13 protein-coding genes and 1 tRNA gene are annotated in these 19,875 nt (G+C 70.1%); 5 read left to right on the top strand and 9 right to left on the bottom strand.

The window, feature by feature from the left end; translation table 11 throughout:
- The first annotated feature begins 1 nt into the window (after position 1).
- The 5 genes from LZ009_RS11725 to LZ009_RS11705 are packed head-to-tail and all read left to right on the top strand — an operon-like array spanning position 2 to position 6,457.
- Positions 2–1,156 carry a PilT/PilU family type 4a pilus ATPase gene (locus LZ009_RS11725; RefSeq protein WP_275698472.1) on the top strand — a complete coding sequence of 385 codons (1,155 nt, stop codon included), beginning with the start codon at positions 2–4 and terminating at the stop codon, positions 1,154–1,156.
- 31 nt (positions 1,157–1,187) lie between these two features.
- Positions 1,188–2,333: a succinyl-diaminopimelate desuccinylase gene (gene dapE, locus LZ009_RS11720; RefSeq protein ID WP_275698106.1), complete on the top strand. Its 1,146-nt coding sequence runs from the start codon at positions 1,188–1,190 to the stop codon at positions 2,331–2,333.
- Positions 2,330–3,190 carry a 50S ribosomal protein L3 N(5)-glutamine methyltransferase gene (gene prmB / locus LZ009_RS11715; RefSeq protein ID WP_275698105.1) on the top strand — a complete coding sequence of 287 codons (861 nt, stop codon included), beginning with the start codon at positions 2,330–2,332 and terminating at the stop codon, positions 3,188–3,190. The genes dapE and prmB overlap by 4 nt, the downstream gene beginning before the upstream one ends.
- A gap of 34 nt (positions 3,191–3,224) precedes the next feature.
- Positions 3,225–4,466, top strand: coding sequence for a cystathionine gamma-synthase family protein (locus LZ009_RS11710; RefSeq protein ID WP_275698104.1), 1,242 nt, complete (start codon positions 3,225–3,227; stop codon positions 4,464–4,466).
- Positions 4,463–6,457, top strand: a complete 1,995-nt coding sequence (locus tag LZ009_RS11705) for an ABC-F family ATP-binding cassette domain-containing protein (protein ID WP_275698103.1) — start codon at positions 4,463–4,465, stop codon at positions 6,455–6,457. Before LZ009_RS11710 ends, LZ009_RS11705 begins: the two co-directional genes overlap by 4 nt.
- Positions 6,458–6,671: 214 nt before the next feature.
- Here LZ009_RS11705 and LZ009_RS11700 read toward each other — a convergent pair whose 3' ends face one another.
- The 9 genes from LZ009_RS11700 to pal form a co-directional block, all read right to left on the bottom strand.
- The gene (locus tag LZ009_RS11700; protein WP_275698102.1) at positions 6,672–7,145 is read right to left on the bottom strand and encodes a GAF domain-containing protein; all 474 of its coding nucleotides are present in this window, start codon (positions 7,143–7,145) and stop codon (positions 6,672–6,674) included.
- Between the two features lie 93 nt (positions 7,146–7,238).
- Entirely contained in the window at positions 7,239–9,206 is a 1,968-nt protein-coding gene (gene recD, locus LZ009_RS11695; protein WP_275698101.1) for an exodeoxyribonuclease V subunit alpha, read from the bottom strand.
- Positions 9,203–12,835, bottom strand: a complete 3,633-nt coding sequence (recB, locus tag LZ009_RS11690) for an exodeoxyribonuclease V subunit beta (RefSeq protein ID WP_275698100.1) — start codon at positions 12,833–12,835, stop codon at positions 9,203–9,205. The genes recD and recB overlap by 4 nt, the downstream gene beginning before the upstream one ends.
- Entirely contained in the window at positions 12,832–16,281 is a 3,450-nt protein-coding gene (gene recC / locus LZ009_RS11685; protein WP_275698099.1) for an exodeoxyribonuclease V subunit gamma, read from the bottom strand. The genes recB and recC overlap by 4 nt, the downstream gene beginning before the upstream one ends.
- Positions 16,282–16,422: 141 nt before the next feature.
- A tRNA-Lys gene (locus tag LZ009_RS11680) sits at positions 16,423–16,498 on the bottom strand.
- A 39-nt stretch (positions 16,499–16,537) separates the two neighbouring features.
- A complete protein-coding gene (locus tag LZ009_RS11675) occupies positions 16,538–17,329 on the bottom strand; it encodes a tRNA threonylcarbamoyladenosine dehydratase (RefSeq protein WP_275698098.1) in 792 nt (263 codons plus the stop codon).
- On the bottom strand, positions 17,326–18,435 hold the full coding sequence (locus LZ009_RS11670) for a YeeE/YedE family protein (protein WP_275698097.1): 1,110 nt from the start codon (positions 18,433–18,435) through the stop codon (positions 17,326–17,328). The genes LZ009_RS11675 and LZ009_RS11670 overlap by 4 nt, the downstream gene beginning before the upstream one ends.
- Positions 18,436–18,544: 109 nt before the next feature.
- Positions 18,545–19,309, bottom strand: coding sequence for a tol-pal system protein YbgF (gene ybgF / locus LZ009_RS11665; protein ID WP_275698096.1), 765 nt, complete (start codon positions 19,307–19,309; stop codon positions 18,545–18,547).
- A gap of 12 nt (positions 19,310–19,321) precedes the next feature.
- The gene (gene pal, locus LZ009_RS11660) at positions 19,322–19,855 is read right to left on the bottom strand and encodes a peptidoglycan-associated lipoprotein Pal (RefSeq protein WP_275698095.1); all 534 of its coding nucleotides are present in this window, start codon (positions 19,853–19,855) and stop codon (positions 19,322–19,324) included.
- Between the last annotated feature and the right edge of the window lie 20 nt (positions 19,856–19,875).

Genomic DNA, 19,875 nt, shown 5'->3' with positions numbered 1-19,875 from the left:
CATGGGAACGATGGAGCGGATCCTGCGCTTGATGTCCGAGAAGAAGGCGTCCGACGTCTACCTCTCGGCCAACGCGCCGGCGATGATCAAGATCAACGGCCAGGCGCTGCCGATCAACAACCAGCTGCTGCCGCCGGACGCCACCCGTTCGCTGCTGGCCGAGGTGCTGCCGGCCCACCGCATGGAGGAACTGGACCAGACCGGCGAGCTGAACATGGCCTACGCCGTGGAAGGCGCCGGCAACTTCCGCTTCTCCGCCATGCGCCAGCGCGGCTCGATCGCCGCGGTGATCCGCTACATCGCCACCGAGATCCCGCCGCTGGCGTCGCTCTCGGTGCCGATGATCCTGGGCGACCTGATCATGGAAAAGCGCGGCCTGCTGCTGATGGTGGGCTCCACCGGCGCCGGCAAGAGCACTACCCTGGCGGCGATGATGGACCACCGCAATGCCAGCGTCACCGGCCACATCCTCACCATCGAGGACCCGGTCGAATTCATCTTCCAGAACAAGAAGTCGGTGGTGAACCAGCGCGAGGTGGGCAGCGACACGCAGTCGCTGCAGACCGCGCTGAAGAACGCGCTGCGGCAGGCGCCCGACGTCATCCTGATCGGCGAGATCCGCGACCGCGAGACCATGTCGGCCGCGATTGCCTACGCGCAGTCGGGCCACCTGTGCCTGGCGACCATGCACGCCAACAACAGCTACCAGGCGCTGAACCGGATCCTGTCCTTCTACCCGGTGGAAGTGCGCCCGACCATGCTCGGCGACCTGGCGGCGGCCCTGAAGGCCATCGTCTCGCAGCGCCTGCTGCGCACCGTGAGCGGCGGCCGCGCGCCGGCGGTGGAAGTGATGCTGAACAGCAAGCTGGTGTCCGAGCTGATCGAGAAGGGCGACTTCTCCGGCGTGAAGGAAGCCATGGAAAAGTCCATGGCCGAGGGCTCGCAGACCTTCGAGATGGACATCGCCCGCCTGATCATGGACGGCAGCGTCGACAAGAAGGAAGGCCTGGCCTACGCCGACTCGCCGACCAACCTGCAATGGCGGCTGCAGAACACCTCGGCCGGCGCGGAAAACACCGGCAACGACGGCGACAGCGAAGCGGACCTGGACGACGAACCGTCGTTCACGGAGATCACGCTCGACGTGAAGCACTGAGGGCGCGCAGGGCCGCCCGTACACTTGCGGGATGTCCAAGACGCTCCACCTGGCCGAGCAGCTCATCGCGCAGCGCTCCGTCACGCCCGAGGACGGGCAGTGCCAACCCATCCTCGCTGCCCGCCTGAAGCCGCTGGGCTTCCACTGCGAGACCATCACCAGCGGCCCGGCCGACTTCCGCGTCACCAATCTCTGGGCGAAGCGGCCCGGCCGCAGCGGCCGCACCCTGGTCTTTGCCGGCCACACCGACGTCGTGCCCACCGGCCCGCTGGAGCAATGGACCAGCGATCCCTTCGTGCCCAGCCACCGCAACGGCTTCCTCTATGGCCGCGGCGCCGCCGACATGAAGACCTCGATTGCGGCCTTCACCGTGGCGGTGGAGGAATTCCTGGCGCGCAACCCCGATCCGGACATCGGCATTGCCTTCCTGGTCACGAGTGACGAAGAAGGTCCGAGCGTCGACGGCACCGTGGTCGTCTGCGAACAGCTGGAAAAGCGCGGCGAGAAGCTGGACTTCTGCATCGTCGGCGAGCCCACCTCGGTCGAGAAGCTGGGCGACATGATCAAGAACGGCCGCCGCGGCAGCCTGAGCGGCAAGCTCACGGTCAAGGGCATCCAGGCCCACATCGCCTATCCGCAACTGGGCCTGAACCCGATCCACAAGGCCATGCCGGCGCTCGATGAACTGGCCCGCACCGAATGGGACCGCGGCAACGACTTCTTCCCGCCCACCAGCTTCCAGGTCAGCAACATCCATGGCGGCACCGGCGCGACCAACATCATCCCCAACTCGGTGGTGATCGACTTCAACTTCCGCTTCGCCAGCGTCAGCAAGGCGGAAGACCTGCAGCGGCGCGTGCATGCCGTCCTCGACAAGCACGGCCTGGATTACGAGCTGAAGTGGGTGGTCGGCGGCCAGCCCTTCCTCACCACGCCCGGCGAACTGGTGGGCGCCGTGCAGCAGGCGATCCGCGCCGAGACCGGGCTGGAGACGGAGCTCTCCACCACCGGCGGCACCAGCGACGGCCGCTTCATCTCGCGCATCTGCCCGCAGGTGATCGAGTTCGGTCCCATCAACGCCAGCATCCACAAGATCGACGAGCACGTGCGTGTGGCGGACCTCGAGCCGCTGACGGCCATCTACCGGCGCGTCATCGAGAACCTGGACCGCGCATGAAGCTCATCACGCTGGTCGAACAGCTGGCGGGCGAGCTCGACGCCGCCGGCGTGAGCTTCGGCCACGGCACCACCAATGCCTTCGACGAAGCGGTCTGGCTGGTGCTGTGGCACCTGGGCCTGCCGCTCGACGAACTCGACACGCATGCCGAGCGCGTGCTGCTGCCGCACGAAGAGGCGGCGGCGCGCGACCTGCTGCGCCAGCGCATCGCGACGCGCAAGCCCGCCGCCTACCTGACGCGCGAGGCCTGGCTGCAAGGCGTGCCCTTCTACGTCGACGAGCGCGCCATCGTGCCGCGCAGCTTCATCGCGGAGCTGCTGGCCGAAGGCATCCTCGACCCCTGGCTCAGCGACCGCACCGAGCGCGTGCTGGACCTGTGCACCGGCAACGGCAGCCTGGCGGTGCTGGCGGCCATGTGCTATCCCGACGTGGAGGTGGACGGCGCGGACATCTCCGAGGACGCGCTGGCCGTGGCCGGCATCAATGTCGAAAAGCATGGCCTGCAGGCGCGCGTGAAGCTGCTGCAGTCGGACGGCTTGAGCGCCCTGCCCGGGCCCTACGACCTGATCCTGTGCAACCCGCCTTACGTCAATGCGCAGAGCATGGCGGCACTGCCGGCGGAGTACCGCGCCGAGCCCGAGCTCGCGCTGCATGGCGGCGCCGACGGCATGGACTTCATCCGCACGCTGCTGCAGCAGGCCGCCAGCCGCCTGAGCGAGCACGGGGTGCTGGTGCTGGAGATCGGCAACGAGCGGGCGAATTTCGAGCAGGCTTTTCCCAGGCTGGAAGCGGTCTGGCTGGAGACGAGCGCCGGCGAGGACCAGGTGCTGCTGCTCACGAAAGAAGCCCTGGCCTGACCCCTTCATTGCTGCGGTGCGAAAATACGGGTCTATGACCCGCGACCTCTCCACCCGCATCCTCCACGCCGACCGCGCCGCCGGCATCGAGCACGGTGCCACCCACAAGCCCCTGCACGTCGCCACCGGCTACGGCTACGAGCGCACGGCCGACCTGGTGTCGGTGTTCCAGGGCGAAAAGAGCGGCTACGTCTACGGCCGCCAGGGCAACCCCACCACCGCCGCCCTGGAAGCCAAGGTCACGCTGATGGAAGAAGCCGTCGGCACGGTGAGCTTCGCCACCGGCATGGCCGCGATCGTCTCCACCATGATGGCGCTGCTGAAGGCCGGCGACCACGTGGTGGCCAGCCGCTTCCTGTTCGGCAACACCGCGAGCTGGTTCAACACGCTGCAGCAAATGGGCTGCGAAGCGACGCTGGTCGATGCCACCGACGCGAAGAACGTGGAACAGGCGCTGCGCCCCAACACGCGCATGGTGTTCACCGAAACCATCGCCAACCCGCGCACCCAGGTCGCCGACCTGGAAGGCATCGGCAAGCTCTGCACGCCGCGCGGCATCGTCTACATCGTCGACAACACGCTGACCACGCCGCACCTGTTCCGCCCCAAGGCGGTCGGCGCCTCGCTGGTGATCCATTCGCTCTCCAAGGGCATCTGCGGCCACGGCAACGCGCTGGGCGGCTCAGTGTCCGACACCGGCCTGTTCGACTGGGACAAGTACCCCAACCTGCTGCCGGTGTACCGCAAGGGCCCGCCCACTGCCTGGGGCCTGCTGCAGATCCGCAAGAAGGGCCTGCGCGACCTGGGCGGCACGCTGTCGGCGGAGCATGGGCACCGGATCGCCACCGGCGCCGAGACCCTGACGCTGCGCATGGACCGCACCTGCGCCAATGCGCTGGCGGTGGCGCAATGCCTGGAGAAGCAGCCGCTGGTTTCCAAGGTGCACTATCCAGGCCTCGCAAGCCATGCGCAGCATGAGCGTGCCGGCAAGCTGTTCGGCGGCTTCGGCGGCCTGCTCAGTTTCGAGACGGTCGACGGCTGCGATCCCAACGACGTGCTCGACGCCCTGCAGCTGGTGATCAAGTCCAGCCACCTCGGCGACAACCGCACGCTGGCCCTGCCCGCGGCGCGCACCATCTTCTGGGAGATGGGACAGGAGATGCGGCAAAGCATGGACATCGCGGAGTCGCTGATCCGCGTTTCGCTGGGCATCGAGGCGACCGCCGACCTCGTGGCCGACTTCGAGCAGGCTTTTGCGAAGTTGACCAAGAAGTGATCACCCTCCGCAACGTCGTCCTGCGCCGCGGCGCCAAGGTCCTGCTCGATCGCGTCAGCGTCACCATCAATCCCGGCGAGAAAGTGGGCCTGGTGGGCCGCAACGGTGCCGGCAAGTCGACCCTCTTCGCCCTGCTCAATGGCAGCCTGCACGAGGACGGCGGCGACTTCTTCGTGCCGCCGCAATGGCAGCTGGCGCAGGTGGCGCAGAACATGCCCGAGACCGACGAGCCCGCCACCGACTTCGTGCTGGGCGGCGACGTCCGCCTGATGGCGCTGCGCGAGGCGCTCGCGCGCGCCGAGGCCAGCGAAGACGGCATGGCGATCGCCCACGCGCACTCGGACATGGCGGATGCCGGCGAGCACGATGCCGTGCCACGCGCGCAGGCGCTGATTCTCGGCCTGGGCTTCCGCGTCGACGAACTGGATCGGCCCGTGAACAGCTTCTCCGGCGGCTGGCGCATGCGCCTGCAGCTGGCGCGCGCGCTGATGTGCCCCTCCGACCTGCTGCTGCTGGACGAGCCGACCAACCACCTGGACCTGGACGCCCTGGTCTGGCTGGAAGGCTGGCTGCAGCGCTATGCGGGCACGCTGGTGGTGATCAGCCACGACCGCGAATTCCTCGATGCGGTGACCAACGTCACGCTGCACATCGAGAACCAGCAGCTCACGCGCTACGGCAGCAACTACAGCGGCTTCGAGACGCTGCGCGCGCAGCAGCTCGAACAGCAGCAGGCCGCCTTCTCCAAGCAGAAGGAAAAGATCGCCCACCTGCAGAAGTTCATCGACCGCTTCAAGGCGAAAGCCAGCAAGGCCAAGCAGGCGCAAAGCCGCGTCAAGGCGCTGGAGCGCATGGAGAAGATCGCGCCGGTGCTGGCGGACGCGGAGTTCACCTTCGAGTTCAAGGAACCGGCCAACCTGCCGAACCCGATGCTGGCGATCACGGATGCGTCCTTCGGCTACGCCGGTGAAGAAGGCGCGCCGCCCAAGGTCATCCTGCGCAACGTCAGCCGCTCCGTCATGGCCGGCCAGCGCATCGGCATCCTGGGCGCCAACGGCCAGGGCAAGTCGACACTGGTGAAGACCATCGCGCGCACCATGCCGCCGCTGGCCGGCAAGATCACCGAGGGCAAGGGCCTGGCGATCGGCTACTTCGCGCAGCAGGAGCTGGACGTGCTGCGCCCGCAGGACACGCCGCTGGAGCACATGACGCGGCTGGCGCGCGAGCTCGGCCCCGGGCTGGGCCTGTCGGACCGCGAGCAGGACCTGCGCAACTTCCTCGGCCAGTTCCTGTTCAACGGCGACATGGTCAAGCAGACCGTCGGCTCCATGAGCGGCGGCGAGAAGGCGCGGCTGGTGCTGTGCATGATCGTGTGGCAGCGGCCCAACCTGCTGCTGCTGGACGAGCCGACCAACCACCTGGACCTGGCGACGCGCGAGGCACTGGCGATGGCGCTGAATGAGTTCGAAGGCACCGTGATGCTGGTGAGCCACGACCGCGCGCTGCTGCGCTCGGTGTGCGACGAGTTCTGGCTGGTCGGCCGCGGCGGCATCGCGCCTTTCGACGGCGACCTGGACGATTACCAGAAGTACCTGCTGGACGAAGCCAAGCGCATCCGCGACGAAGCCAGGGCCAAGCCGGCGGCTTCGGCACCGGCGCCTGCGCCGGTGGTGGCCGCCCCCGTGCCGGCGCCCGCGCCGGCCGTGCGCGCGAATTCGCAGGAACAGCGGCAGCAGTCGGCGCAGCAGCGGCAGCAGCTCGCCGCGCGCCTCAAGCCGCTGAAGAAGGACCTGGAAGCCGCCGAACGCAGCATGGTCAGCCTGGAGCAGGAGAAGGCCGGCATCGAAGCGCGGATGGCGACGCCCTTGTCGCCGGCTCAGATCGCCGAAGCGGGCAAGCGGCTGAAAGCCATCACCGACGAACTGGCGGCGCTGGAAGAGCGCTGGCTGGCGGTGAGCGGGCAGATCGAGGCGGCCGAGGCGGGGGGCTGATTTCGGGCGGCGAAGCCGCGGTTCGGGCTTCGCCGCTCACCACGGCCTACGGGCGCAACGGGGCAGCCGGGGTTGCCACCCCGGCCTACGCCCGACGGGGACCGTCGTTGGCGCGACCGCGCGATCCGTCGTTTCGTAGGCCGGGGTGGCAACCCCGGCTCTCCGCGCGCGCTCCGTAGGCCGTGGTGACCCGCAGGCGAACCGCGGCTGCCTGCTACTCGTCCCGCTCGCGCGCCTGCTCGATCCGATCGGCGGCGAGCTGTGCCGTGTACCCCAGCGTGCGCAGGTCCTGGTGGTTCACCCGCCCGTTCACGTGGTGACTGAAGCAGCACAGCGTGCCGTAGATCTCGCCGCTGCTCAGCACGATGGGCACGCTCAGGTGCGTGCCGACCGGAAAGGGCGTGGCCGGCGCCTGGCCCTCGGCCTGGTACTTCGCGCCATCTTCGATGTACTGGGGCAGGCGCCCGTCGACGACGCGCTGGCACCAGGACGCTTCCAGTTCATCGGACGCACCCACGGTGATCAGCTGGCCGGCCTGCTCCACCTCGACGTCCATCTGCAGGTTGCTGCGCAGGAGCTTCAGCACGTCCTGCACGGGCGCATCGAGGTCTTCATCGGCCCCGTCGGCGGTGGCCACGAGCAGGTCGGCAATGCGGACTTCGAGGTCCGCGGGATCGAACTCTTTCATGCAAGGCTTTTAGGGTTTTGTACTTAACCCGAATGTTGCCATGCCGCTCGCCGTTACAAGTGACGAGCATTTCACGAAATCGCGAGAGGCGCGTCAGGCCAGCAATCCGCCCGCGCGCTCCATCCGCCGCGTGACGGCCTCTTCCAGCACCGCCGCATCGCCGGCCTGCGCCAGCGTGAAGCGCTGCTTCGCCCGCGTGATGCCGGTGTAGACCAGCTCCCGCGTCAGCACGCGGCTCATGCGATCGGGCAGCACGAGCGCCGCATGCGCGAACTCGGAACCCTGCGACTTGTGCACCGTCATCGCAAACACCGTCTCCACGGCCTGCAGGCGGCTCGGGAGCACCCAGCGGATGCCGGCGCTGCCGTCACTGGCCGCGAAGGCCACGCGCAGCTTCCAGTCCACCACGCCGTCCACTTCCTGCGGCAAGGCCAGCGTGATGCCGACATCGCCGTTCATGAGGCCGAGGGCGTAGTCGTTGCGCGTCACCATCACGGGGCGGCCCAGCGTCCAGCCGCCGGCGGCGCGCAGCAGACCCGCGTGGTGCAGCATCGCCGCGACGCGCTGGTTGAGGCGCTCTACGCCCTGCGGCCCCTTGCGCACGGCGCACAGCAGCTGGAACGCGCCATAGGCGGCCAGCACCTGCGCGGCCCACGCGTCGAAAGCCGGCCGCTGCGCGTTCAAGGGCGGCTGCTGCGCGCCCATGACCTCCAGGTAGTGGCGGTAGCTTTGCGGACCCTCCAGCACGAGCCGGCGCAAGGCGGCATCGTCGCTGCCCAGCGTGGCGAAGGCGATGTCGGCGGGCGGGTCGCGTTCGAGCTTGCGCACGCCGGCGATGTCCCCCGCATTGACCGCATCGGCCAGCCGTCCGATGCCGCTCGCCGTGGTGAAGCGATGGCTCTTGCGCAGCTTGGTGACCGCCTGGTCCAGCGGAGCGCCGTCCGCGTCCAGCAGGGCGTCGGGGATGCGTTCGCCCGTCGCCGCCAGCACCCAGTCGCGCGTCACCTGCGTGTAGTGGCCGGCATCGGCGCGGCGGCAAAGCGCGCCCAGCACCGCCCCGGCTTCGACGGAGGCGAGCTGGTCCTTGTCGCCCAACAGCACCAGCCGCGCCTGCGCCGGCAAGGCCAGCAGCACGGCCGCCATCATCTCCAGGTCCACCATCGAGGCTTCGTCCAGCACCAGCACGTCGACCGGCAGCGGGTTGCGCGCGTCGTGGCGGAAGTGGCGCGTATCGGGGCGGCTGCCGAGGAGACGGTGGACCGTCGTCACCTCGGTGGGAATGGCGGCGCGCAGGGTCTCCGCGTCCGGCAGGCCGGCGAGGGGCAGGCCCTGCACCGTCCCTGCGATCGAGGCATTGAGGCGCGCGGCCGCCTTGCCCGTGGGCGCGGCCAGCCGGATGCGCAGGCGGCCACCGCCCTCGCCCAGCGCCAGGTGTTGCAGCACGGCCAGGAGCTTCACCACCGTGGTCGTCTTGCCGGTGCCCGGACCGCCGGTGACGATGCTGAACCCTTGCCGCGCAGCGAGCGCGCAGGCGACCTTCTGCCAGTCGGTCTCGCCGTTCGCCACGGGCCGGAACAAGGCGTCCAGTGCGGCGCGCAGCGCGCGGCCGTCCGGTGCCGCCTTCTGCACCTGGGACAAACGCAGCGCGATCGCCTCCTGCACGGTGCGCTCGTGCTGCCAGTAGCGGCGCAGGTAGAAGCGCGTGCCTTCCAGCACCAGCGGCGTGTTGCCCGCGCCGGCGCCGACGAGGCGCGGATGCGCAAGCGCCTGCTGCCATTTCTTGAGCGAGACCTTGGCCAGCAGGTCGGCCGGGGTCGGCTCGATCGACTCGCTGTCCTCCGGCGGCAAGGCAAGCGTGGCAGCCGCATCGGCCAGCGTCGCCGCCAGTTCCAGGCAGGCATGGCCGCGCCCCAATTGGTGGCTCGCGAGCGCCGCGGCCAGCAGCAGCAAGGGATCGGCATCGGGCGCTTCGCGCGCCAGGAAAGCGGCAAAGGCCTGGTCGAGGTCGCGCAGCCAGCCGGCCTCGACCCAGCGCGCGAGTTGTTCCAGCATCGCCTTCATGCGGCCATCTCCGCGCCGCTGAACAGGCGGTCCAGCGCTTCCATCAGCGCAAGCGGCGGCTTCTCCAGATGCAGGCCGCCACCCGGGGCCGCGTGCCCGCGCAGGAACAGGTACACCGCCCCGCCGACATCGCGTTCGTAGTCGTAGTCCGGCAGGCGTGCGCGCAGCAGCCGGTGCAGCGCGAACAGGTAGAGCGTGTACTGCAGTTCATAGCGGTGCTTCAGCACCTCGGCGCGCATCGCGGCCGGCGTGTAGTCGCCATCCGCCGGACCGAGCCGGTTCGACTTGTAGTCGGCCACGTAGTAGCGGCCCTCGTGCTCGAACACCAGGTCGATGAAGCCCTTGAGCATGCCGTTCAACTGCTGCGGCAGGAGCGCGGGGCGCGCGGCGCCACCCAGCGTGTGCCTGCGCACCAGGCCATCCAGCGCCCGGGCGTCGACGTGGCTGGCGGCAAACCAGAACTCCATCTCCACCTGCTGAACGTGCAGCTGCGCGGGGCTGACCGGCCGGCCGCCGAGTGCCGTGAGGTCCAGCGGCGCGACCAGCCATTGCTGCAGCCACTGCGACAAGGGCTGCGCCCACTCGCCCCAGTCGCGCGCCTGGCAGCGCCGGGCAATGAAGGCGGCGAGTTCACGCGGCGCGGCCGCGGCAGTGGCAAACCCCTGGCGGCCGGCCCATTCGAGCAGCGCGTGCAGGAAGCTGCCGGGGCTGGGTCCGCGTGGAAAGTCGTGCAGGCCGCCGCTCGCGGGCGGGGCCTCCTCTTCGCCGGTGTCGGCCCGGCTTTCCAGGTAGGTTGCCTCGATCGCCGATTCGGGCGCAGCGAGCGCCGCCACTTCCGCTTCGACCAGCGAGTCGGCCACGATCTCTTCGCCCACGCGCAAGCCGGAGTAGCTGGCGATCCACCAGTGCTCGCGCGCGGCGCGCGGCGGCACGCGTTCGGCGGCCAGCACCACGTCGCGGCCCGGCGGCCGGTAGCGCGCGTCGGTGGGTTCGGGCGCCGCCACGACGGCGACCGCGGGACCGTTCCCCAGCCGCGCCTGCAGGGTGTCCGCCAGCGGCGCGCCGCCTTGCAGCAGGTAGCCCACCGCGGTGCGCTCGAACTCCTTCACCGGCGCCACGCCGATCCAGGTCGCGTAGCGGGCGCGGGTCAGGGCCACGTAGAGCTTGCGCAGGTCCTCGCCCAAACGCTCTTCGTCCGCGCGCGCCAGCGCCTGGTCGTCCGCGGTCAGGGAAAGCCGCAGCGCGCCTTCCGCGTCATGCCACTTCAAGGGCAGGTCTTCGGCACGCGCCGGCCGGGCCGCGCAGGCGAACGGCAGGAACACCAGCGGGTACTCCAGGCCCTTGGACTTGTGCACCGTGACGACCTTCAGCAGGTCGGCATCGCTTTCCAGCCGCACCAGCCGGCTTTCATTGCCCACCGTGATGTCGCGGCGCTGCTCGGCCAGGTGGCGCACCAGGGCATGTTCGCCCTCCAGCAGCGCGCTGGCCTCCTGCAGCAGTTCGGCCAGGTGCAGCACGTCGGTCAGGCCGCGTTCGTCGCCCGCGGCCAGCAGCCGCTGCGGCACCGCGAAGTCGTGCAGCAGGCGGCGCAGCATGGGCAGCACGCCCTGGCTGCGCCACTGGTCGCGGTAGCGGCGGAACTGCAGCACACGCATTTCCCAGCGCTCGTCGTCCTGGTTCAGGTCGTCCAGTTCGGCCCACGGCAGGCCCAGCAGGGCGGTGGCCAGCGCGGCGCGCAGCACGTGGTCGTCATCGGGCTCGGCGCAAGCTTGCAGCAGGCGCTGCAGGTCGCCGGCCACCGGGCTGGCGAACACGGAGTCCTGGTCCGAGAGGTAGACGCTGCGCACGCCGCGTTCGTCGAGCGCCACGCGCATGGCCCGCGCCTCGCGGCCGGTATTGACGAGGATCGCGATGTCGCCGGGCTTCAGTGGCTGCAAGGGCTGGCCCGGCTCGGCGAAGCCCGCGCAGCCCTGCTGCCCCAGTTGCAGCAGCCGCACCACTTCGCCGGCGCAGGACGCCGCCATGGCCTGCGTGTAGTTCCCGCCCTCGCCGCGCCACCAGCAGGTCAGCGCCGGCGCGGGCGCACCGTCCACCAGCCACTGCTGCTCGCGCCCATGCGCACCCACGGCGATGAAGGGCAAGGGGTTGTCGTCGCCACCGCGGAAGAGGAAGGCGCCGCGTCCCTGCGCACGCTCCTCGGCCTGCAGGAAGAAGCGGTTCACGCCTTCGACCAGTTCGCGCGTCGAACGGAAGTTGGTGCCCAGCGTGGCGTGCCGGCCCTCGGTGGCGCGTCTTGCGGCAAGGTAGGTGTAGATGTCGGCGCCGCGGAAGGCGTAGATCGCCTGCTTCGGGTCGCCGATCAGCACCACCGCGCTGTCCTGCGCGTTGCGCGCGATGCCGTAGACGGCGTCGAAGATGCGGTACTGCAGCGGGTCGGTGTCCTGGAATTCGTCGATCAGGGCGACCGGGAACTGCTCGCGGATCAGGGCCGCCAGCCGCGCGCCGTTGGGTCCCTGCAAGGCCGCGTCCAGGCGCGTGAGCAGGTCGTCGAAGCCCATTTCGGCGCGGCGCTCCTGCTCCAGCGCGAGGCGGCCGGCGATCCAGTGCGTGGCGTGCGCGAGGATGCCGGCATGCGCCGTCGGCAGGCACTGCAGGCGTTCGCGCAAGGTGTGCATCGCTTCCAGTGCGTCGTGCTGCAGGGGCGGCGGGATCTTCCAGATCTCGGCGATGCCTTCGGTCGTGAGTCGGGTCCACGCCGTGCTCTTGGGTTCCAGCGGCCAGGTCGCCTCGCCGGCAGCCCATTCGCGCAGCTGCCGCAGCCAGGGCTGGTAGTAGCGCGCCTGCAGCTTGCGGCGGTCGACCCGCTGGCCGGCCACGGCGGCATCGAGGTGCTGCTCGAGTTCGTCCACCCAGCGCGCCCACGGCGCCTTCAGTTCGGCCAGTTCGCGCGCGCAATGCTCGCGCGCGTGCGCCAGCGCGCCGGCCGGCTCCTGGCCCGGCTCCAGGGCGTCGCGATGCTCCAGCAGCTTGCGCACGGCCTCGGCGAGCGCGGCGGGCGCGGGCCACCAGTCCGCCACCGTGGCGACGTCCGGCGCCGGCAGCGGATAGAAGAAGGTGCGCCAGTAGTCGCGCACCGCCTCGGCCAGCAGTTCGTCCTGGTCGGTTTCCAGCGTCTGCGTGAACAGGCTGCCGCTGTCGAAGGCATGCTCGCGCAGCATGCGGTGGCACCAGCCGTGGATGGTGGAGACCGCCGCCTCGTCCATCCATTCGGCAGCCAGGCGCAGGGCCTGCGCGCATTGGGGCCACTGGTCGGGGTCATAGCTGCCGCGCAGCGCGTGCAGCAGGTCGTCCTCGCGCACCGGGTCCTCGCGGAAATACGCTTCGGCCTCGGTCAGGCGGGCGCGGATGCGGTCGCGCAGTTCCTTGGTCGCCGCTTCGGTGAAGGTCACCACCAGGATCTGCGGCGGCACCAGCGGGCGCGCAAAGGCCGCGTCGCCGCCGTGGCCCAGCACCAGCCGCAGGTACAGCGCCGCGATGGTGAAGGTCTTGCCGGTGCCGGCGCTGGCCTCGATGAGCGCGCTGCCACGCAGCGGAAAGGCCAGGGGATCGAGCAGGCGGGGCGTCGTCATGCTTCGCCCTCGCTGCGGGGCGGCGCGCCCAGCGCATCGACCAGCGGCCGCAGCAAGGCCTCGGCCCAGTGTTCCAGGCCGTCGTCGGCCAGCATCGCGTCGAAACGCGGAAAGGCGCGGGCCAGGTAGGCATTGCGCTCGCGCTGTTCCTCGTGGGCTTGCTGCGCCGCCTCGCGTTCGCCCTTGCGCAGCCAGGCGGAAGCCGGCTGCACCGAGAAAGGCAGCGGCTGCCGCATGCCCTGCTCCCAGGCTTCGAGCAGCCGGTCCCAGTAGTCACGCGCGGCTTGGACCGTCAAGGGCGCGAGCCGCGCCGTGCCCGCCTTGCTGACGACGACCGTGGCCAGCGGCTCGCCCTGCAGGTGGCCGGCGACGTGCGCCACCCAGTGCGGCAGCAGCCGGTCGTGCCGCCACCGGTTCAGCGCGATGAGGCTGCTGGACTCCAGCACCAGGCGCGCACGGGCGCCGGCGCCGTCGCCGCGCAGGCCACCGAGCCAGTCCTCCAGCCGTTGCGCGGCTTCGGCGCCCGGCGGCAGGTAGTCGAGCGGCGCGTCGGGCAGCGCCTGCGGCCACGCGCGCAAGGCATCGCCGTACTCGCGGAACAGCTTGTCCATCGGCTCGACCAGCGCCAGCCGCGCGCTCTCGGCGAAATCGCCCAGCGGCAGTTCGCCTTGCGCGGCGAGGCGCGTGAGCTGCGCCTGCAGCGCCGGCTCGCGCTCCGCGCCCGCATCCACCGCCGCCTTCTGCGCCTGGATCAGCGCGTCCTGCAGCTGCCAGTTCTCCAGGCCGTCGAAGATGAAGGGCTCCTGGTCCTTGCTGACCGGGTCGTCCTCGTCGAAGCGCACGGCCAAGCGTTGCTGGAAGAAGGCGCGGATCGGGTCTTTCAGGAATTGCGACAGCAGCTTCAGGGTGAGCGAGGTGTTGCGCTGCAGGGGCGGCAGCGGCACCTGCGCGCCGACTTCGAGGCCGCGCGCTCCCTCCTCCGGTGCCACGACGGTGGAGCGCCACTCGTTGGCGTAGCTGAAGTGGCGCGGCGAGGCGCCGTCGAAATAGGAAGGATGGAAAGGCTGCAGCCGGTGTTGCACGGTCAGCGCTTTCAGCAAGTCGCCGTCGTCGGCCGCGCGCCAGCCCGCCGCGACGTGGTCGCGCAACTGCGCCACCAGCACCGAAGACGGCCGCTCCTCGTTGTCGCGGATGCTGCGGCCGACCCAGCTGATGTGCAGGTGCTCGCGCGCCGACAGCAGCGCCTCGAGGAACAGGTAGCGGTCGTCCTCGCGCCGCGAGCGGTCGCCCGGGCGGTAGTCCTGTCCCATCAGGTCGAAATCCATGGTCACGCGGCTGCGCGGATAGTCGCCGTCGTTCATCCCCAGCAGCGCGATCCAGCGGAAGGGAATGGCGCGCATCGGCATCAGCGAGGCGAAGGTGACGCCGCCTCCGAAGAAAGGCTGGTTCAGGCCGCCCTGCTCCATGCGCGCCAGCCAGTGCTCGCGCACGACGGCCAGCGGCAGCGGCTCGGCCAGCGCGGCGTCGGCGCAGGCCTCCTGCCACTCCTGCAAGGCCTGCTCCAGGCGCAGCAGCGTGAAGCCCTCGTCGCTGCCGTCTTCGCCCTCGAAGAAATCGTGCAGCACGCCACGCAGGCGCTGGCCCCATTCGGCCGGCGCAGCGGCGCTGGCCAGCAGGCGCCAGTGCGCCTCGAGCGCGTCCAGCAGCCGCACCAGCGGGCCGAGCAGCGCGGCGTCGAGGCCGCCGATCTCGTCCATCGGCGCGATGCCTTCCCACAGGTCGCCCGCGCCGACCGCATAACCCAGCAACATGCGGCGCAGGCCGAAGGCCCAGGAGTTCTGTTCCAGGCCGTCGGGCAGGTCCAGGCTGTGCCGGTGCTGCGCATGCAGGCCCCAGCGGATGCGCGCGGCGGCGATCCAGCGGTGCAGCAGCGGCAGCTGGCTTTCGGCAATGCCGAAGCGTCGGCGCAAGGCCGGCACTTCCAGCAGGTCCAGCACGTCGCTCACGGCGAGGCGCGACTGCGGCAGGCCCAGCAGCTTCTCCAGGGCACCCAGCAGCGGATCGTGCTGGCGCTGGCCGCGGTCGGCCAGGGTGAAGGGAATGTGGCGCGGGTCGTTGCGCTCCACCAGGCCGAACACCGCCTGCACGTGCGCCGCATAGGTTGCGATGTCCGGCACCATCACGATGACATCGCGCGGGCGCAGGCTGGGATCGGCGGCAAAGGCGGCCAGCAACTGGTCGTGCAGGACTTCCACTTCGCGCTGGGGGCCGTGGGCCACGTGGAAGGCGAGCGAGCGATCGCGCTGCGGGTCGACCTCCGGCCAGGTCTCGCGGGTCTCGGCGAGCGGCCGCAGGTCGCGGATGTCGTCCTGCAGCTGGCGCAGCAGCGAGTCGCCGCCGTTGCGCTCGAACACGTCGATGCGGCGGCCGATGGCAGCGAAGCGCGGCGCGTAGCTCTCGCGGTCGTCGTGCGCATCCAGCAGCCGGATGAAGTCGCGGCCCTGCTTGCCCCAGGCCGCCAGCAAGGGCTGCGCGTGCAGGTGCAGCGCTTCTTCCGCGACTTCTCCGCGCGTGCCGGGCCGGCGCTGCTGGCGCACGCGGGTGCTGCGCAGCAGGTCCTGGTCGGCGACGATGTGCGACCAGTCGTGCTCGCAGGGGTTGTGCACGCACAGCAGGACCTGCGTCCAGTTGGCCAGGGCGGCCAGCACCTCCAGGCCTTGCTGCGGCAGCGAGGACACGCCGAAGACGCTCACGCGCCGCGGCAGGCCCGCCGGCCGCTCGCCGCCCTTGGCCGCCACGGACAGGAAGCGGCGGTGCACCTCGGCGCGGCTCGTGGCGGCGCCCTCGGCCCCCACGTCCTTCAACAGGGCGCGCCACAGCTGCGGCTGCCAGACCTGTTCGGCCGGCACGAGAATGCGGCCCTTGCGGCTGGTATCGATGAAGTCGTAGCCGGCCGCCCATTCGGCCAGCCAGTCGGCCCGGTAGACCTGGTACTGGTCGAACAGGTCGGCGATGCGCTCGGCCAGCTGGTACAGCTTGCGGGCATCGGTGTCGCGCTCGAGGAAGCGCCGCAGCGGCGCGAAGTCGCGCCGGTCCAGCAGCGAAGGCAGCAGGCGCATGAGGCGCCACACCAGCTGCGCCTTGTCGAACGGCGACGCAGCCGGGAGTTCGTTCCCCAGCACCGCGCGATACGCCTGCCACGTGAACTGCGAAGGCAGCTGCGTCTGCAAGGCGGCGGCGATGCCGATGCCGCCTTCGTCGCGATTCGCCGCCAGCGACAGCTTGAGCCATTGCGCGACGCCGTTGCTCTGCACCAGCACCACCTCGTTTTCCAGCGGCGCGAGCGGGTGCCGGTCCATCCAGGCCACCATCAGGTCGCGCAGCGCCTCGGGGTGGTTGCCGTGGACCACCATGAAGCCGGGAGGGAGGGTACTGCTTGGAATCATGCAGCTGTCATTATCGACAGGCTGGCGGGTCTGCCCCGCTCCGGATGACGCGTACGGAATGCGCAAGCCCTGGGTCCCCGCCTCCGCGGGGATGACGGAAACAAAAAAGGACCGGCCATTTCTGACCGGTCCTTCGAACCTTGGTAGGACGTGCAGGATTCGAACCTGCGACCAACGGATTAAAAGTCCGCTGCTCTACCAACTGAGCTAACGTCCCACGCCTTCACCGCTGTTTTCGCAGCAGCAAAGCCCACGATTATAGCGGGAGTTTTGCGGGTTTCCGGCCGGTCGCGATGCGATCGAGCACCCAGCCCGCGGCGCACTGGCCGAACGTGGCGGTCACGCTCACCACCGAGCCGTAGCCATGGCAGTTGAGCGAACCGTCGCCCTCGATGGCGCAGGACGGATCGGGCGGCGCCACCGGCTCGCGGCTGAACACGCAGGCCACGCCGATTTTCTTGCCTTCCTTCGGCGCGCGGTGGAATTTGCGCAACCGGTAGCGCAGCTGCGCCAGCAGCGGATCGTGCGTGGTGGCCGCCAGGTCGTCGATGTCCACCTGGTGCGCCAGGCGCTTGCCGCCCGCCGCGCCGCAGGCAATGAACAAGGCCTTGGTGTCGCGCGCCCAGGCCGCCATGGCCGCCTTGGCCTGGACCTGGTCGCAGGCGTCGATGACGGCGTCGACACCGGCCGGCAGCAGCTGCGGCCAGTTGAGCGGCTCGACGAATTCCTCGACCTCGTGCACGGTGCAGCGCGGGTTGATCTGCGCGATGCGCTCGCGCATGGCCTGCACCTTGGCCTGGCCGATGGTGCTGGCCAGCGCATGGATCTGGCGGTTGATGTTGGATTCGGCCACGTGGTCGAGGTCGACGAGCGTCAGCGCGCCGACGCCGCTGCGCGCCAGCGCCTCCGCCGCCCAGGAGCCGACGCCGCCGATGCCGATGACCGCCACGTGCGCGCGGCGGATGGCGGCGGCGCCATCCATGCCGTACAGCCGCTCCAGCCCGCCGAAGCGGCGCTGCAGGTCGGCTTCCTCGTCGAGATGCGTCATGCCGTGCGCTCGATGCGCCAGATCTGGTAGCGGAAGGCCGCGAGCGCCCCGAGCACGATGCCGGCCACGGCCACGAAGCTGGTGGCGCTCAGCGTCGAGATGCCGCTCAGGCCCTGGCCGATGGTGCAGCCCATGGCGGTGACGCCGCCCACGCCCATGAGCAGTCCACCGGCGAGGTGGTTGGCGACGTCTTCGGTGCCGCCGAAGCCTTCCCAGCGGAAGTCGCGGCCCACCAGCGCCATCACGAACGAGCCGGCGACCACGCCGGCCACCGACACGATGCCGACCGTGAGCAGCTTGCTCTTGTCGCTGAAGAACATCAGCCAGTCGAGCGTGTAGGCGATCGGCGAGACGAAGCTCAGGGCTTCGGCGCGGCCCGAGTTCGTGGCCAGGAAGGCTTCTTCCAGCGTCTGGGGATGCTCGGCGACGTGGCCCAGGTGCGCCGAGACCCACCAGGCGCCGACGATCACGGCGCCGATGCCAAGGCCAGCCAGCAGGTTGTCGAAGGTCCGGAAGCCGCGGCCCAGCAGGGCCCACAAGGCGAGTCCGCCGCCGAAGACCAGCGCCGCGACCAGGCTGGCGGTCGGCAGCGACAGGCCGGCCACGCTCGCCAGGCCGACCGGCAGCAAGGCGGGTGCCGCGAAATCGACGGCGACGCGGTCGACCGTGTTCACGCGCAGCACCGCCGTGATGCCCTTGAGCGTCGCGAAGGCCGAGATGCCCAGCACGAGGAACACCACCAGCGCCTTGAGGTTGCCGCTGCCCAGGCGGATCAGGTTCTTGCTGCCGCAGCCCGACGCCAGCACCATGCCGAAGCCGAACAGCGCGCCGCCGACGACGGCCGACAGCCAGATCCAGCGGTTGCCGCTGTACAAGGTCTTCGCCGGGTCGATCTGGCCGGCCGCAGCGAGCGCCCAGAAGCCGAGGATGGCGATGCCCGCGGCCAGCGCCCATTGCCGCAGCCGCATGGTGTCACCCATGTTGTAGGCGTCGCTGAGCGCGCCCATGGTGCAGAAGTGGGTGCGCTGGGCGATCGCGCCGAAGACGAAGGACAGGAAAAAGGCCGCGAGGAGAACCTTCGCGGCCAGGGCATTCAGCTCGGGCATGGGGGAATTCTAGGGGCTAGGTGCTGGAGGCTAGGTTCTAGGGACGGGCTTTGCTGCCTTCCCCTAGCCTCCAGCCTCTAAAACCCAGCCCCTGCGAGCTAGGCGAAGCCTAGCGTAGCCTAGCCAGCCGCTCGCGCGCGGCGCTCGCCGCTTCGCTCTGCGGATACGCCTTCACCAGGTCGTCGAGCGTGCGGCGCGCGCTGGCGCTGTCCTTCAGCTCGATCTGGCAGTTGGCGATCGACAGCACGGCCTCGGGCGCACGCGGATGGTCGGGCGACTGCTGCAGCAGCGCGCGGAAGTTCGCGATGGCGCCGCGGTAGTCGCGGTTCGCGTACTGGGCGTTGCCCAGCCAGAACAGCGCCGTCGGCTTGTAGCCGCTGCCGGGGTACTTCTTCAGGAACTCGGTGAACGCCGCCTGCGCCGCCGGGAACTCGCCCTTGCGGAAGGCCGCGAGCGCGCCCTCGAAGTCACGCTGCTCCGCCGGGTCGGCCGCGAACTCACGCCCGTCCACCGTCACCTGCACCGGCTCGAACTTGCGCAGGCGCTCGTCCACGCCCTGCGCGATGTCCTTCTGCCGCCGCTGCAGGTCCGCCACGTCGCGCGCGAGCGATTCGTCGTTGCCGCGCAGCCGGGCCAGCTCGGCGCGCAGGCCTTCGATCTGGTTCTGCAGCTCCAGCAGGCTGCGCCGCAGCGAGGCGTTCTCGTCGTTGGAGCGGCGCAGTTCGTCGGACAGCGTCAGGCGCTGCTGCTCGACGCGCTGGCGCAGCTCGAGGATGGCGCGGCGGGCCTCGTCGTCCTCGAACAGCGCGGCTTGCGCGCCGCCGGTGAATAGCGAGGCGGCAGCCAGCGCGGCGGCCAGTGCAGTGCGTTTCATCGTGCTGCTCATTTAGCGGTAGGCGATTTCGGCGCGGCGGTTCTGCTGCCAGGCCGATTCGTCGTGGCCTTCGATGGCCGGTTTCTCCTTGCCCATGCTCACGGCTTCGACCTGCGCGTCGCCCACGCCCAGCAGGCCCAGCGCGCGGCGCACGGCTTCGGCGCGGCGCTGGCCGAGGGCCAGGTTGTATTCGCTGCCGCCGCGCTCGTCGGTGTGGCCTTCGATCACGACGTGGCGCGCGCCGCTCGCCTTCAGGTAGCGCGCATGCGCCTCGATCAGCTGCTGGAACTGCGGCTTGATCTCGTTGCTGTCGTAGTCGAAGTAGATGATGCGGGCCACGTTCTGCGGGCCCGCGCGGTCACCCGCCAGCGGGTCGACGCGCACCTGCTCCACGCCCCGCTGGCTGCCCGGGCCGGTGGCGCCTTCGGGCGCAACCACGCCGGCCTTGTTGCGGTCCTCGACCGGCACGTCGTCCAGCTTCACGCCGCTGGAGCACGCCGTCAGCAGCGCGGCCATCGCGGCCGCCAGCAACACACGCTTGTTCATTCCAAAAACCTCCTGCACAG

This window comes from Ramlibacter paludis (genome assembly GCF_022012305.1).
GTDB classification, from domain to species: Bacteria; Pseudomonadota; Gammaproteobacteria; order Burkholderiales; family Burkholderiaceae_C; genus Ramlibacter; species Ramlibacter paludis.
The sequence above is the reverse complement of the archived record's forward strand: the minus strand, read 5'-3'. Positions and strand labels throughout refer to the sequence as shown.

Excerpts from the sequence above, each read along its gene's own strand:
- dapE (WP_275698106.1), top strand. The coding sequence starts at position 1,188 with ATGTCCAAGACGCTCCACCTGGCCGAGCAGCTCATCGCGCAGCGCTCC.
- recD (WP_275698101.1), bottom strand. The coding sequence starts at position 9,206 with ATGAAGGCGATGCTGGAACAACTCGCGCGCTGGGTCGAGGCCGGCTGG.
- LZ009_RS11725 (WP_275698472.1), top strand. The coding sequence starts at position 2 with ATGGGAACGATGGAGCGGATCCTGCGCTTGATGTCCGAGAAGAAGGCG.
- LZ009_RS11670 (WP_275698097.1), bottom strand. The coding sequence starts at position 18,435 with ATGCCCGAGCTGAATGCCCTGGCCGCGAAGGTTCTCCTCGCGGCCTTT.
- LZ009_RS11710 (WP_275698104.1), top strand. The coding sequence starts at position 3,225 with ATGACCCGCGACCTCTCCACCCGCATCCTCCACGCCGACCGCGCCGCC.
- ybgF (WP_275698096.1), bottom strand. The coding sequence starts at position 19,309 with ATGAAACGCACTGCACTGGCCGCCGCGCTGGCTGCCGCCTCGCTATTC.
- recC (WP_275698099.1), bottom strand. The coding sequence starts at position 16,281 with ATGATTCCAAGCAGTACCCTCCCTCCCGGCTTCATGGTGGTCCACGGC.
- LZ009_RS11700 (WP_275698102.1), bottom strand. The coding sequence starts at position 7,145 with ATGAAAGAGTTCGATCCCGCGGACCTCGAAGTCCGCATTGCCGACCTG.
- pal (WP_275698095.1), bottom strand. The coding sequence starts at position 19,855 with ATGAACAAGCGTGTGTTGCTGGCGGCCGCGATGGCCGCGCTGCTGACG.
- prmB (WP_275698105.1), top strand. The coding sequence starts at position 2,330 with ATGAAGCTCATCACGCTGGTCGAACAGCTGGCGGGCGAGCTCGACGCC.
- LZ009_RS11675 (WP_275698098.1), bottom strand. The coding sequence starts at position 17,329 with ATGACGCATCTCGACGAGGAAGCCGACCTGCAGCGCCGCTTCGGCGGG.
- recB (WP_275698100.1), bottom strand. The coding sequence starts at position 12,835 with ATGACGACGCCCCGCCTGCTCGATCCCCTGGCCTTTCCGCTGCGTGGC.